The organism is Mesorhizobium sp. LCM 4576, assembly GCF_001854815.1.
GTDB lineage: Bacteria > Pseudomonadota > Alphaproteobacteria > Rhizobiales > Rhizobiaceae > Mesorhizobium > Mesorhizobium plurifarium.
Window position 1 is genome coordinate 178442 of sequence record NZ_MDDT01000004.1, and the last position, 13991, is coordinate 192432.

Annotated in this window: 12 protein-coding genes; 8 read left to right on the forward strand and 4 right to left on the reverse strand. The window is 59.6% G+C overall.

The window, feature by feature from the left end; genetic code table 11:
- Positions 1-26: 26 nt before the first annotated feature.
- Entirely contained in the window at positions 27-1541 is a 1515-nt protein-coding gene (locus LCM4576_RS01065; protein WP_131803200.1) for a hypothetical protein, read from the reverse strand.
- 507 nt (positions 1542-2048) lie between these two features.
- Here LCM4576_RS01065 and LCM4576_RS01070 point away from each other — a divergent pair.
- From LCM4576_RS01070 to dusA, 5 genes are all read left to right on the forward strand, one after another.
- The gene (locus tag LCM4576_RS01070) at positions 2049-4223 is read left to right on the forward strand and encodes an acetate--CoA ligase family protein (protein WP_131803201.1); all 2175 of its coding nucleotides are present in this window, start codon (positions 2049-2051) and stop codon (positions 4221-4223) included.
- 8 nt (positions 4224-4231) lie between these two features.
- Positions 4232-5356 carry a hypothetical protein gene (locus LCM4576_RS01075; protein ID WP_131803202.1) on the forward strand — a complete coding sequence of 375 codons (1125 nt, stop codon included), beginning with the start codon at positions 4232-4234 and terminating at the stop codon, positions 5354-5356.
- 669 nt (positions 5357-6025) lie between these two features.
- Positions 6026-6451: a hypothetical protein gene (locus LCM4576_RS01080; RefSeq protein ID WP_131803203.1), complete on the forward strand. Its 426-nt coding sequence runs from the start codon at positions 6026-6028 to the stop codon at positions 6449-6451.
- A 52-nt stretch (positions 6452-6503) separates the two neighbouring features.
- Entirely contained in the window at positions 6504-7709 is a 1206-nt protein-coding gene (locus LCM4576_RS01085; protein ID WP_083361272.1) for a pilus assembly protein TadG-related protein, read from the forward strand.
- Positions 7710-7898: 189 nt separating this feature from the next.
- The gene (gene dusA / locus LCM4576_RS01090; protein WP_071029854.1) at positions 7899-8897 is read left to right on the forward strand and encodes a tRNA dihydrouridine(20/20a) synthase DusA; all 999 of its coding nucleotides are present in this window, start codon (positions 7899-7901) and stop codon (positions 8895-8897) included.
- Between the two features lie 9 nt (positions 8898-8906).
- On the opposite strand, the gene LCM4576_RS01095 is transcribed toward dusA, so the two are convergent.
- Both LCM4576_RS01095 and LCM4576_RS01100 read right to left on the reverse strand, forming a co-directional pair.
- Complete coding sequence (locus tag LCM4576_RS01095; protein WP_071029856.1) at positions 8907-9611, reverse strand: TIGR02281 family clan AA aspartic protease; 705 nt, start codon at positions 9609-9611, stop codon at positions 8907-8909.
- Between the two features lie 10 nt (positions 9612-9621).
- Positions 9622-9852, reverse strand: a complete 231-nt coding sequence (locus tag LCM4576_RS01100) for a DUF1289 domain-containing protein (RefSeq protein ID WP_071029858.1) — start codon at positions 9850-9852, stop codon at positions 9622-9624.
- Positions 9853-10017: 165 nt separating this feature from the next.
- Between LCM4576_RS01100 and LCM4576_RS01105 the strand changes: the two genes are divergently transcribed.
- On the forward strand, positions 10018-11013 hold the full coding sequence (locus LCM4576_RS01105) for a nicotinate-nucleotide--dimethylbenzimidazole phosphoribosyltransferase (protein ID WP_071029860.1): 996 nt from the start codon (positions 10018-10020) through the stop codon (positions 11011-11013).
- A gap of 78 nt (positions 11014-11091) precedes the next feature.
- Here LCM4576_RS01105 and LCM4576_RS01110 read toward each other — a convergent pair whose 3' ends face one another.
- A complete protein-coding gene (locus tag LCM4576_RS01110; protein ID WP_071029862.1) occupies positions 11092-12618 on the reverse strand; it encodes a HAMP domain-containing sensor histidine kinase in 1527 nt (508 codons plus the stop codon).
- 76 nt (positions 12619-12694) lie between these two features.
- On the opposite strand from LCM4576_RS01110, the gene LCM4576_RS01115 reads away from it, so the two are divergent.
- Together LCM4576_RS01115 and LCM4576_RS01120 are read left to right on the forward strand one after the other, a co-directional pair.
- Positions 12695-13318 (forward strand): thermonuclease family protein, encoded by a 624-nt coding sequence (locus LCM4576_RS01115; RefSeq protein WP_071029864.1) that lies wholly within the window; start codon positions 12695-12697, stop codon positions 13316-13318.
- A 47-nt stretch (positions 13319-13365) separates the two neighbouring features.
- Entirely contained in the window at positions 13366-13977 is a 612-nt protein-coding gene (locus LCM4576_RS01120; RefSeq protein ID WP_071030125.1) for a glutathione S-transferase, read from the forward strand.
- Positions 13978-13991: the final 14 nt, after the last annotated feature.

The window sequence follows — 13991 nt, forward strand, 5'->3', positions numbered from 1 at the left end:
TTCGTATGCTCATCGATCACCGCTGGTTATGCTCGCCCGATTACGTTGCGGTGTTCAGTGTCGCTGAAAGCTCCTGAGAAGTTCATGATTGCGGCGTCCGGCTCATCCGGCGCGTCGGCTGAGATCGGTTGCCCCATGGCGTTGGGCAATTTCTGATTTCCGGGTTCGCTCCTGCGATCCCTCTCAAGCATCGGCCAAATGTCCTTTACAAGCGCTTCCATTTGGTCGTCGGCCAGAGCAGAGCAACCGAGCGCTTGAACAAGGTTGGACAAAGACGACTTTAGCGCGGCGCGGGTTTTGGCCAGCACCGCGGCCTCTACCATCTCCACGGGAGCGTGAGCCGAGATAAAGACGGGGATGGCGATCCGTGATGACAGCTTAGGTAGCGTGAGGGTGATGTTCCCGTAGGGAGTTGGCCACGAGGCAAACCTATTGCCATCGGCAGAGGCCTGGGTGAGCATAGCAAACTCAGCCGCAACGAGCCCTTGCGCAACCTTCCCTAAAAATTCAATGCGCAATTGGGAGGCCTGTGCACTGTGATTGTCCGGGGCCAATCCATCCGCGGATTCTGCGATGCGGCGGAAAAAGGGATTGTTGCTCTGGCCATTGGCGAGCTTCGCAGAAGCGCGAGCCCTCATGACGGGGTTGAGCGCTCCTTCCTGGATCTCCCATGGAGAGTAGACGTGCAGTCCGGTGGCTTCCTCCGCTTCTCTCACAGCGAGCGGAGATCGACCAATTCGTCCGCTGATGGCAAGCACGTTGTGGCCGGCGGCGCGAAGGCTATCGACGCCGCATTTTGCTCCCATGGCATCGTACGACGCGAAGATCGTCCCAAGAGCCATACTCCGCAGCGACTCGGCCCAGATGAGTTCCGATGTTTCCCTTTGCTGCAATCCGTCGGCGATCTCGATGACCGCAACATCACATCCGTTTTCGGTTGCATGGTTCAACAGGCGGAAGGCGCCTTTCTCGATCAACTCCACTGAAGCCAGATAAGTCGTTGCAAAACCCGCGTCGGTGAAATCCAGAACCATGTCCGCCCCGGCGTCCCGGACGATCCACATGTCGCCGCCGGACCCGGTACCGGTAATCTTCATCGCCGCAACCTTCAGCCCCGCTTTCTTGAAGCCTCTGACCAACGATGTCGCCGTCAGGGTTTTCCCGGCGTTCATCGATGTGCCGAGCGACAGAACAATGGGTAGCGAAGGACGGAGATCGTCTGAGCTTACCTTATAATCCCAGACATTCAGCCGGCGACCAAACTTGTCCCCGACCAGCCCGATTGGCGTAATCTTTGTCGGCGGCGCCATTCGATCATGTCTCGAAAGCTCCTGCGCCGCGATCCCCCCTCCAGCCACTAGGTCGCACGGGCCTAAATCCGGACCGATCACTGCTTCGAATTGGTCGGGGGCATATCTGTTTCCGTAGCAGACAATGATCTCGTCGCCGGGAAACATAATGGCCTTTCTTCCGCCGATAAGCTCCAATCTGCTGTGATTGCCAAGCTCATCGACACGCGCCAGCACGAGATCGCCTGCCATGGGCTGTATTGGGCCTGTAATCAGCGTCCGCATGTGCGACGCCGCRACTCTGCGCGTGGAAAAAGCGCGCTTGGCCCTTTTCATGCGCCCGCGTTGTATCCTTGAAATCGGCATAACAACTCCCCCAACTGAACTCAGTTACACTTAGATATTTAAGTTTTTATCTGTTTTTTATTTATGACGTTCCCTTTGACTTCCCCTTTCTTTTGTGCTTTTTACCATTAGATAACCATAATATAACCGGTAATTGCATGCAATGGGACCTGCAGGGGACTTTAGAATCGGACCTTAGTCCCATGTTTCGCCTCTTAAATTAGCGATTTGATAATAATATCAAGGGGAGGCGAGATACCTGTCGGAAGTCAGAATCGACCGTGACGAGAGTCATCTTCGTTCTGAGAACGAAAAATATATATTGGTGCGGTGCGAAGAAAGGGGAAAGCTCAGCCGCACGGTTGGCGGATCTCGTTTGAGTATCGAGTACTTAGCGTTGGGGGCAACGGCGTCGTGGAAACTCTTCTTCAAAAACCGAATCCGATCGCGGTGGTCGGGCTCCGAACGTTGTTGGGGACAAACGTCTACAGCGTAAATACGGTGATTAAGCTTGCGTTGGAGATATCGCCGTCTGTGAAGGCTCGCGTTTGCGATTTCATTCCGGAGGCGCGCTCGGCACTCTCCAGTCTGTTTCCCAAGTGCCCGCAGGACACGCCAGTTGCGCAATACATCGCGGACGCGATTCAATTCGCCGATCGGGAACTGTGCCGGGAGATGAACTTCTATTCATCCCCTACAGCGGCCGTGGTGGGTGATGCAGCCCCGCTGTCCTTTTCTGTCGTGTGGGAGACGGACGATCCCCAAATGTCGCGCGCGGCCGCATTGGCCGTCGTTGACGCGATCAGCGAGGCCGCCCGAGGAGGGAATCCTACTGAGAACTATACCCTTGCACAAAATACGAACCTGGAAAGAGCCAAGAAGCGGYGGCTTTCAAATTCCACCGCAGTGTTGGTGGCTGCGGCCAAGAGAAAGTGCATTCCGTTCGAGTTCGTCGCCCGCAACCATCTTCGCCTTGGGCACGGCAAGCACCAGAAGCAATTATTCTCGACGATCTCCGGTTCGACCTCGTTCGCTTCAGCGAAGACGGCTTTGGACAAGAGGCTGAGCAACAGATTACTGGCTCAAGCCGGGATGACAGTTCCCCGGCAGATAACGGTTCGCACAAAGGCCGAGGCGGTTTCGGCGGCCAAGCAGCTAGGCAAGAGCGTAGTAGTTAAACCGGCCCAGGCAAATCAAGGGCGAGGCGTGTCGGTCAAGCTACGGGGACGGCTTGCGGTCGAAGAGGCGTTTGAGAGGGCATACGCGCTGCGAAATAGAAAGCACACGGAAAATAGTGGAGTGCTGGTGGAGCAATATGTGGCGGGATCGGAGTATCGTGCAACGGTCGTCGATTATCGCCTTGTCGCGGCGGTCATATGTCGCCCGCCCGAAGTAATTGGCGACGGCGAAAAAACCTTACGCAACCTTATAGAAGAGTTGAACGGGGAACCCGACCGTGACGGCCGACAGCTGTCTCGCGTGGAGATAGACGATGAGCTTCTGCGGCACATCCGGCAGCACCGGCTCTCATTGGAGTCTGTCCCCGCTGACGGAAAGCGCGTGATCCTACGTCCCACCGGTCACTTGGCCCGGGGAGGTGTGCCCGTAGACGTTACGGACGAAGTTCACCCGGAAAATCAGCAGCTGTGTGAACGCATTGCCAGGGCGTTTGGCCTTAGCATCGCCGGGATCGACCTGATCATGCCCGATATTGCGATCTCCCATAAGGAGGTTGGATGCGCCGTACTTGAGGTGAATGCACGCCCGGGCATCGAATTTCATCTTTCGCCGCGAGGCGGCTCGTCGAGAGACGTTAGCGAGCTGATTCTTGCAAACTTGTACAAGGCTCCGGAATCATCGGCAGTCGCAACATTGCTCGTTGTGGGCGATCTTCACACGAGCATGGTGGCGCAAGCTATCAACCGGCGCCTTCAGGCCGAAGGGCGAAGAACCGGCCTCCTCTCCAAGAGAGGAGCATACATCGATGGTGTCCCCCAGGAACTCGGCCAGCGACCCACTCCGCCAATGCTGGCTAGAGATCCGTTCTTGGAGGCTCTGATTTACGCTGCCTCGCCGGAACGAATTTGGGCAAAAGGTCTCGGGCTGGGCGTTTGCCATGCGGTTTCCGTGACACCATCGAGCGCGGAGAATGGCGAGATACTTGACGATCTCTTTGGCAAGGTGCTGCAACGAGTCAGCCGGGGATATTTCATCGTTGACAGGGAAGATATCGTATCTCGTCGAGCCCTGTCGGCACTGCCGCCTCCTAAGCTGATACTAGTCAGCGCCGGCACCGATCTCGATCCTGATCTGCGCAGGCATCTTCAAGGCGGCGGGCTGGCGCTGTTCATGAGATGGAGCTCCGATGGGTCAGGAGCAAGGATGTTTCTTGCTTCGGCCTCGGAAGAACTGGCGACGGAATCGATTCCGTCCAGGTGCCTTGCGCGTCCGCCACTGATTAGGGCTGAGATGCATGSAATGGCGGTGTCGTGTTTGGCCGAAAGAAATGGCTGGTTTGGCGATATGGATGTGCGGGCGGCGCCGGCTCCAAGCCAGCAAGAAATGGGGGCAGATCTAGCCAATAGCTAGAGAGGCTGTTGGCTAGTGGAAGCCAACATCAAAGCGGTAAAAATGCAATACTTTTGCCGGAGATTGAAGCGATGCTGAATCGTGTAAACGTCCTCAACAACTACGAGAATGCCGAGGAATTCAACAGTAGAAAACTTATGTCTTCCGAATTTATAAAGCTTGGGTTTCGCACTAAGACGTTAGGGCCGCTGCTAATCGTCTCTGCAGAGGGCGAGAAATGCATCCTTCGCGAAGGCGACACCAGCTTTACTGCTGTTACGGCGTATCACATGCTGAAAGACAAAAGGCTGTCACGAGCGATATTCAGGCGGGCTGGAGTCAGCTTTGCCGAAGGCAGAACCTTCAAAATATCCAACAAGGAAGCTGCACGCGAAAAAGTCTCCGAATTCGGAAATGCGGTTTTGAAGCCGTTCGATGGGAGAAAAGGTAGCGGTGTTTCCGTCAATGTGACCCCCGCGACCTTTGAAGCAGCATGGGACGCTGCGTTGCGGCGCACCGGTCGACGTATCCTCGTGGAGAAGTATTTTGCTCAGGGAGACGAGGCACGGTATCTGGTCGTCGACTCCCAGTGCATTGCTGTTGCTATGCGTGTTCCACCCACAGTGCTTGGCAATGGAAAGGGGACCGTAAGGCAGCTCATCGATGCTAAGAACGAACTTCGCGCGAACAACCCGCATCTAGGGAAGCGGCCAATTTTCGTAGATGACTACAGGAGACTTATACTCGCTTCGCAAGGGTTTGACTTGGATTCTATCCCTGCTAAAGGGCAAACTGTCGTGATCGACTGGAAGAGCAATGCGTCAACCGGCGGTGAAACAAGGGGGATCACCGACCTAGTTCACCCTAGCATGAAACGTATCGCGGAGCGAGTTGCGCGCGCTATTCCCGGCCTTCATGTCGGYGGCGTCGACATATTATCTCGGGACCACACCAGCAAAGCAGATCCTCAAAATTACATCGTGATTGAGGCCAATACCCTCCCTGATCTTGGACTGCATCTCTTCCCGATGTATGGCCGACCCGTCAACGTATGCCGGCTCATCGCGGAGAGTTGCGCCAGAAGAATGGGCTTCGAGGCTGGCCGCCTTGGCAATGCGGACGCCCGACCCAACGGAACCACTGCCGTGGCCTGACCGATCTCAAAGCGTCTGAGATCTGGCGTGATTTGTGCCGTCGCCCGGGCGCATCAATCAAGGTAATTGAACCGGCGCCGACCAAGGAGGGGCGTCGRCTCGGTCCCAGGGGTCCATGCGAAACCAACTCTTTACCGCACCAGCGGATTCGATTTGTTTAGCATTAGCTAATGTCTTATATCTTTCATGTAGCTTTAGCTTTAGGAGCGGCTGATGCGTTTCCCGATGCGTCTCGCAGCTGCAGCCATTTTGGCTTGCGGTCTAGTGTATTCGAGTTCGGCCAGTGCTTGGAAAGTCGGCGACGGCTCGACATCGGTAACCATCAATGGAACAAAGTTCACTATATATACATACCATCCGAAATACTGCAGCAACCCGTCAATTTTATTTGTTTTTCATGGCCTCAATAGGACGGCCTCGTCATATAGAGACTATGCAGAGCCGTTAGCTGACCGAAATTGTATGATTGTAATGGCGCCGCTTTTTGACCAGGAGCGATTTCCCACCTGGAGCTACCAGCTAGGTGGCATTGTGCACGACGGCTCCATTCAACCTCGGGACCGATGGACAGTCTGGTATATTAAGGGCCTCGTGGCGTGGGYGCGGAAGCGAGAAGGATTRCCGACGGCGAGATATTACCTTTTCGGACACTCGGCCGGTGCACAATTCATGTCTCGCGTCGCGGCATTTGCCTTGGCGGATGCCAAAAGGATTGTGGTAGCCAATCCATCCACGTACGTATTGCCCTCCCTGTCGGAAGCGGTCGCATACGGGTTGGGATGTCTGCCCTCAGGTTGCGTGTACACTACGGATCAGGCCACACAAGAGTTGAAAGCCTATCTGGCGCTCCCTCTGACAATTTATCTCGGAGAAGAGGATACGGGCGAAACTGACCTAGGTGTAAGCGCGGCCGCATTGCGTCAGGGCGCCACGCGCTTGGAGCGGGGGGAATTCACGTTTGAGCTAGCGCAAGCCGTCGCGACGGCTAATGGCTGGCCCTTGAACTGGCGGTTATTGATTCTTCCCGGTGTGGGACATTCGTCCATCGATATGCTGCAATCGGACCAGGTCGACCAAGCTTTCGGGTTAAAGTAGCGCCCTACTTAAAGCTAGGCGTGCTAATTGTTATCCCGAGAAAGTGATTTCGATGCGCAGGCTTGCCAAGCTATTGCGTAATGAACGCGGAAATTTAGCAGTAGCGGCCGCACTGTTGGCGGTGCCACTCGGGTTGGTCTTGGGGTTGAGCGTCGACCTCACCAACGCCATTTTCTGGAAATCCAGATTGCAGGAGATAGCCGACACGGCAGCGCTTACTGCTGTTGAATCCGACCGGGAAAACGAAGACGCCGTCAAGTCAGCGAAGGACTGGGCGCTTGCTAACGGGGACTTTGCGACCAACCTCATCGTCGATGCCGATATCACAAAGACTGATAGTGCTCTGAGAGAGGCGAACGTTGAGATCTCGGCCAGAATGCCGACGTTTTTTATGGGTCTCGCTGGGATTCAGACAATAGACCTTCACGTCAAAGCGATGGYGCGAAAAACCGCTCCGGATTATTGTGTCTATGCCCTTGACCCAGAATCCAGCGGAGCTTTGACGGTGACAGGGGCCGGTGGAGTATCGGCTCAAAACTGCGGCATTCAAGTGAACTCTTCCAGCACGACCGCGCTGAGGCACGTTGGCGGGGGAAAAATTGCCGCAAGCAAGATCTCGGTCGCGGGCGGCTATCAGGGGGGTGGCTACAGCGTTAAGCCAATTCCGAACCAGCCCCAACTCGCAGATCCGCTTATCGAAATACCGGAGCCAGTTCTTCCGACCGGTTGTGACTACAACAATGAGGCGCTTGCCGATGTTTCAATGCCCGCCGGCCGCACCTTCTGCGGGAGTATCAGCTTTGACGGAAACGCAACCTTTTCCCCAGGAATTTACTACTTCCACAACGCGGTCGTCGGCATCGGCAGCGACGCGAATTTGAAGGGGAATGGTGTTACCCTCTTCCTCGATGCGGGCTCCAGCATCATTCAATCGCCAGGGAACGGTTCAGTGCGACTTTCCGCGCCTAAGGACGGGGTCTATTCAGGGCTTGCGATATTCGGTTCTCGCGAAAAGTCGGATAGGATTGCGACCATATCGTTCTCAGGGAATAAGAATTATTCGGTAAACGGAACTATTTACCTGCCGCATCATCGCCTTCGGATGAAGGGAACGCATGATCTAAAGACGATCGTAAAATCTGGATGGGTTGTCGCGTGGCAAATACTCTACAGCGGCGATTCCAGCCTGAGCATAGATGCCGACCGACCTTTTGCCGCCAAGGGTTTCCCGAATGCGGCCGTGGTACTGCTTCGATAACCGTAGGCCAAACAGGATTGCCCGCCAAACGTCTTCTTACGTGTCTTGGGTGCTTGGTCCGGCGCTGAACAAGGCTATCGAAACGCCAAATTTAACTGATAGGGTAGGATCGTGCGTATGTGCTCCATGAGCATTGTGTCGTGACGAAAAACCGAGACGCACGGGATCCAACCGTTCAGCTACAAAAGAATGAAGAAATACCCGAACCTTAGAATCGCCATAGCACCTATGATGGATTGGACAGACCGGCATTGCCGGTTCTTCCATCGCCAGTTGACGCGTCGGGCTCTGCTCTACWCCGAGATGGTGGTGGCGGATGCGGTCATCCATGGCGCGCGCGAGCGACTGCTCGGATTCGACAATGTCGAGCATCCGGTGGCATTGCAGCTTGGCGGATCGGATCCGGCAAAACTTGCCGAGGCGGCGCGGATCGGCGAGGCCTTCGGTTACGACGAGATCAACCTCAATGTCGGCTGCCCGTCCGACCGCGTCCAGTCGGGGACGTTCGGCGCCTGCCTGATGAAGACGCCGGCTCTGGTCGCCGAATGCGTCGCGGCGATGAAGGCTTCCGTGAAGATCCCCGTCACGGTCAAATGCCGCATCGGCGTCGACGATCAGGACCCGGAGCCCGCCCTCGACACGCTCGCCGACGGCGTGCTCGCCGCCGGCGCCGATGCGCTCTGGGTGCATGCCCGCAAGGCTTGGCTGGAGGGGCTGAGCCCCAAGGAGAATCGCGACATCCCACCGCTCGACTATCCGCGCGTCTACCGGCTGAAGGCCAGGAAGCCGAATGAATTCATCGGCATCAATGGCGGTATCCAATCACTCGGCGAGGCGTCGGTGCATCTTTCCCATGTCGACGGCGTGATGCTCGGCCGCGCCGCCTACCATACGCCGGGGATCCTCACCGGGGTCGATGCCGCTTTCTACGGCGAGGCGGCCGCCGCCTTCGACTATCCGGCGCTGATCGACGCCATGGCCGGCTATGCCGCGCGCCATATCGAGAAGGGGGGACGGCTCGGCCACATCACCCGCCATATGGTCGGACTGTTCCACGGTCTCCCCGGCGCGCGCCGCTTCCGGCAGATTCTTTCCACCGACGCGAACAAACCAGGTGCCGGGCCTGAGGTTTTGAGGACTGCGTTCACTGCGATCGATTTTGCGGCGGCGGAGGCCGAGGCAGCCTGACTCGATCGATTAATCCCGCAAAATCATGYGGTCGCCGCGCACGTCGAAACCCGACAAGGAGCCGATGAAGTTCATGCCGAGCAGGCTCTGGTCCAGCATGCCGGGCGCGGCGACCATCACAGACATGTCCTTGCGCACGATGCCGCCGATGGCCACCTCGTCGGTCCTGACCGTCGCCGCGCGCGCCATGCCGTTGGCGGTGGAGACATCCACGCTGTAGCTGAGCGCCGCCGGGTTGAACCCCGCGGCCTGGGCATCTTCGGACGTCAGCACCGTGCTGGTCGCGCCGGTGTCGACCACGGCCCGCACCGGGGTGCCGTTGACCAGGATGCGGGCCTCGAAATGGCCGTTGTCGGCCTTGTCGAGCGTGACGGTCGGGCGGCCATTCTCCACGCCGAGCGCCAGCGGACTGCCCGGGACAAGGCCGGYGGTCACGCGGCTTGCGACGTCCTGCAACTCGTAGCGATACTGGTAGCCGGCGATCAGCACGAGGATCAGCGCGGCCCAGACGCCGATATTGCGCGCCATGTCGCCCAGCGGCCGGCCCGAGCGGAGCAGGCTCGCGCCGATCACCATCACCAGCACGCCGACCCAGATCAGCCGGCTGAAATCGTTGTTGTTCATGCCGAAGGTGTGGCCGGCCGAATTGTTGAGCATGAGCAGCACGACCCCGGCGCCGATCACCGCCATGACAATCCAGAACAGCCGATTCATCGGTTTCTTCTCACAAAACGCCGCGCTCGCGCGCCATGCGGGCACGCCTTGTCTCGCGGCGCGGCCGCCGCTCGACCGTGTCGAGCCGTGCCGGCAGTTCGGCCATCACCGCCCGGCGCGTTTCGGGGGTCATCGTCAGCCAGCCGGAAATCTCGTCGCGCGTGCGGCCGCAACCGAAGCAGAACCCGGTTTTCATATCGATCGAACAGACCAGGATGCAGGGGGATTCGATGGCGGTCATGCTGTTCTCTTGGCTTTATTCCACATGGTGCAACCGCCGGAGCAATGCAAGCCCTCCGCGATGCGTCGCAAGGCGACGCGTTCGCGGCATCGTCAGGCGGTTGTGCCGGCGGGAGAAGGCGGCTATGCCGCTTGCGATTTTCGCAACCAACCGCGACCGACATAAATGCCTGCTCAGCCCTTCGACGATTTCCGAAGCCTCCTCGCGGCGCTGCCGCTGGCCGATGACGCGGCGGGCGGCCGCGTCCGGGCACTGTTCGCCAAGGCGGACAAGCCGAAAGGATCGCTGGGACGAATCGAGGACATCGCGGCCTGGACTGCCACCTGGAGCGGGCGCGCACCGCCGGCGATCAATCGGCCGCTGATGGCGATCTTCGCCGGCAATCACGGCGCGGTCAGGCACGGCATCTCGCCGCGGCCGGTGGCGGCGACCGCCAACGAGGTCGAGCTCTGCGCTGCCGGCGGGGCTGCGATCAACCAGGTCTGCATCGCCAACGATCTCGGCCTGAAGGTCTTCGACCTCGCGTTGGATATTCCCACGGGCGACATCACCGAGGAGGATGCGCTCGATGAACGCGGCTGCGCCGCGACCATGGCCTTCGGCATGGAGGCGGTCGCGGGCGGCGCCGATCTTCTGTGCCTGGGCGATCTCGGAGTCGGCAATTCGACGATCGCCGCCGCGCTTTGYGCAGCGCTGTTCGGCGGCGAGGGGGCCGACTGGGTCGGCCCCGGAGCGGGCGCCGATGCAATGATGATCGCGCGCAAGGCCGAGGTCGTCGATCGGGCGCTGGCATTCCATGGCCCGGGTCTGAGCGATCCGCTCGAGGCCTTGCGCCGGGTCGGCGGACGCGAGTTCGCGGCGATCTGCGGCGCCATTCTCGCGGCACGCATGGAAAAGATTCCCGTGCTGCTCGACGGATTCGTAGCGACGGCGGCGGCCGCTGCCCTGCATGCGGCCAACCCAGGCACGCTCGATCACTGCCTGCTCGCCAGCCTCTCGCCCGAGCCCGGCCATGCCAAGGTGGCCGAACAGCTCGGATTGCGGCCGCTGCTCGATTTCGGCATCGGCCATGGCGAAGGGGTAGGGGCCGCTCTGGCCGCCGGTATCGTCAAGGCCGCGGCGTTGACGAGTTCGGGCATGGCGGTGGCTATCCGCCGTTAAAGGTTCCAAGAGCCGCACTATCTCTTTGTTTTTACGCAATTCCGGACGGAAACAGCTCACACTTCTCCTGGAATTGCCCTACCGGCGTCCACGTGTCGCCGCGACAGCCTTGGTCGGCAAGGCCGGCAATTCCTCCATCACCCGGCTCAGCGGGAAGATGGCGATCGCCTCGGTGCCTTCGCGTAGCTTGGAATGAAGCTCGAACGTGCCGCCATGCATGGCGAGCAGCCCCTGCACGATCGGCAGGCCGAGGCCGGTGCCCTGTTCGGCGCTCTTGATGGCGATCGAGCCTTGGCCGAAAGCGGAAAGCACCACCGGGATTTCCTCCTCCGGTATGCCCGGGCCGTTGTCCTTGACTGCAATGTACTGGCCGCCGCCGGCGGTCCAGCCGACGCGCACGCGCACTTCGCCGCCGGATGGGGTGAACTTGATCGAATTGGACAGAAGGTTGAGGGTAATCTGCCGGACGGCGCGCTCGTCGGCGAAGAGGCGCGGCAAGGTCTCCTCGAACTCCTGGATGATGCGGATGTCCTTGTTACGGGCGCGCAGCTCCATCATGTGACAGCAATCTTCGACGATGGTCACCAGCATGACCGGTTCCTCGTTGAGCTGGTAGCGGCCGGCCTCGATGCGCGACAGGTCGAGGATCTCGTTGATCAGGTCGAGCAGGTGCTGTCCGGACTCGTGCACGTCATGGGCATAATCGCGATAGGTCGGATTGTTCATCGGACCCAGCACTTCATTGGCCATCACTTCGGAGAAGCCAAGGATGGCGTTGAGCGGCGTCCTGAGCTCGTGGCTCATCGAGGCGAGAAAACGCGATTTCRCCAGATTGGCGTCCTCGGCGCRCCGCCTTGCCTCGTCCGACATTGATTTCGCCGTCTCGACTTCGGCGATCAGCGCGTCCTTCTCCGAACGGAAGGACAGCACCATCAGCGACGCCCGGTTGAGGTGGCGCGCGACGTAACCGAAGAACGGAAGCGCCGCGATGAGCAGTGCCGCCATCGTGGCTTCGATCGGCGTCCACAGACGCATGATGGTGTAGACATAAACGGCAACGGGAATGGCGAAAGTCGCGAACAGGGCGCCACCAAGCGAGGAGGCCAAGACAGCCGTCATCGCCATCGCGACCAGGATCACCATGGCCTTGGCCACATGGAACTGGTCGATCTGGCATGTGTCGCAACCGATCCAGGCAAACCATGCCCAGCCAAGGCCGCACAGGAAATGGCCGATCAGGAAGTCGCGGCGCGTCTGCACCGGGTCGAGTTCGGCCGCTTCGGTCCGCTCCACACGACGCGCCATGAAAGCGACGATCGTGTAGCAAAGCAGCGTCGACAATGCCCAGATGGTGATTGGGCCGTCCATGCCCGCCAGCCGGCCTGTCGCCGCCACCGCGAGCACGAGCAGGGGAATCGCGATCGCGCTGACCACCATGGTGCGCGCATGCAGCTTCAGCAGTTCACGGTCGAAGTCGAGGCTGCCCGCCTGCTGCGAAAGGCGGTCGCGCGTCTTGCGCACCGCGCGCGCCACATCGCTGTTGCGGTGCGGTTTACGGCGGTCCACAATAAATTTATCCGCTGTGTTCGAGCGTTGCAAAGGCATACAGACTTCAATTTCTGCGCGCAGCGACTGTCAGTTCGTTAAGCTACGTTCGAATGATTAAGAGACTGTTTGCCATATGAGCTGTTTCGGGCCGCGAGGACCGCGCCGACGCTACGCGGCGAGCCCGCCGCGCAGCCTCGGGCGCAAGCTGCTGGACTATGGGCTGGCCTTCCTCTTGCTCGGGTTGCTCATCCTGGTGGCGGCGCGGCTCGATCGCTTCGAGACACGCAAGGAGCAAGGTACGGCAATCGTCAATGACGGCGATTCGATCACGCTCGGGAGCGAACGCATCCGCATGCGCGGCATCGACGCTCCGGAATATCAGCAGACCTGCCAGAAGGCCGGCGCTGACTATCCCTGCGGCAAGCTGGCGCGGCAGTCGCTGGTGCGCCTGATCGCCGGCAGGCCGGTTTCCTGCAGCGGCTGGCAGCGCGACCGCTACGGCCGCCTGCTCGGAGATTGCAGGGCGGGCGACACCGACCTGAACAAGGCCCAGGTGCAGGCCGGATGGGCGGTTGCCTTCGGCGGCTTCGAAACCGAGGAAGCGGTGGCGAGAGCGGCCAAGGTTGGCATCTGGGCAGGCGCTTTCGAGGAGCCGCAGCAATGGCGCGACAGCCATCATGACGCGCCGGTCGAGAGAAAGCATGGCATGCTGGCCTCGTTCGGCGATGCGTTGCGCGAATTTGTTCGCTTCTGGTGATGGGCGGACCCGCGCCCTATGATCCGGTGGAGAAGCTGGAGGTTCGAATGAAGCTGTTCGACGGTGGCCGCGCGCCCAATCCCCGACGCGTGCGCGTCTTCCTTGCCGAGAAGGGGCTGACGGTGCCGCTGGTGCCCGTCGACATGGGCGCGCTGGAACATCGCGGCGAAGAGGTGGCTGGGCGCAATCCGCTGCGGCGCCTGCCGGTGCTCGAGCTCGACGACGGCACCATCATCACCGAATCGATCGCCATCTGCCGCTATTTCGAGGAGCTCCATCCCGAGCCCGCGCTGTTCGGCACGGGCGCGCTCGGCAGGGCAAAAGTCGAGATGTGGCAAAGGCGCATGGAACTGAACCTGATGGCCAGCGTCGCCGCGGCGTTCCGGCATATCCATCCGGCGATGAAGGAATGGGAGGTGCCGCAAATTCCGGAATGGGGCGAGGCCAACAAGCCGAAAGCGATCGAATTCCTGCATCTGCTCGACCATGAATTGGCGGAGCGCGAATTCGCCGCCGGCGACGCCTATTCGGTCGCCGACATCACCGGCATGATCGCCATCGATTTCATGAAACCGGCCCGCATCAAGGTGCCGGAGGAATGCACGAACGTGCTGCGCTGGTACGCGGCGCTTACAAGCCGGCCGAGCGCGACGGCCTGAGYGACCGAAATTGG

Bases quoted from the DNA above. Each gene is read 5' to 3' on its own strand.
- LCM4576_RS01065 (WP_131803200.1), bottom strand. From the start codon at position 1,541: ATGGCAGGCGATCTCGTGCTGGCGCGTGTCGATGAGCTTGGCAATCAC.
- LCM4576_RS01080 (WP_131803203.1), top strand. From the start codon at position 6,026: ATGTCTCGCGTCGCGGCATTTGCCTTGGCGGATGCCAAAAGGATTGTG.
- LCM4576_RS01100 (WP_071029858.1), bottom strand. From the start codon at position 9,852: ATGACCGCCATCGAATCCCCCTGCATCCTGGTCTGTTCGATCGATATG.
- LCM4576_RS01115 (WP_071029864.1), top strand. From the start codon at position 12,695: ATGAGCTGTTTCGGGCCGCGAGGACCGCGCCGACGCTACGCGGCGAGC.
- LCM4576_RS01120 (WP_071030125.1), top strand. From the start codon at position 13,366: ATGAAGCTGTTCGACGGTGGCCGCGCGCCCAATCCCCGACGCGTGCGC.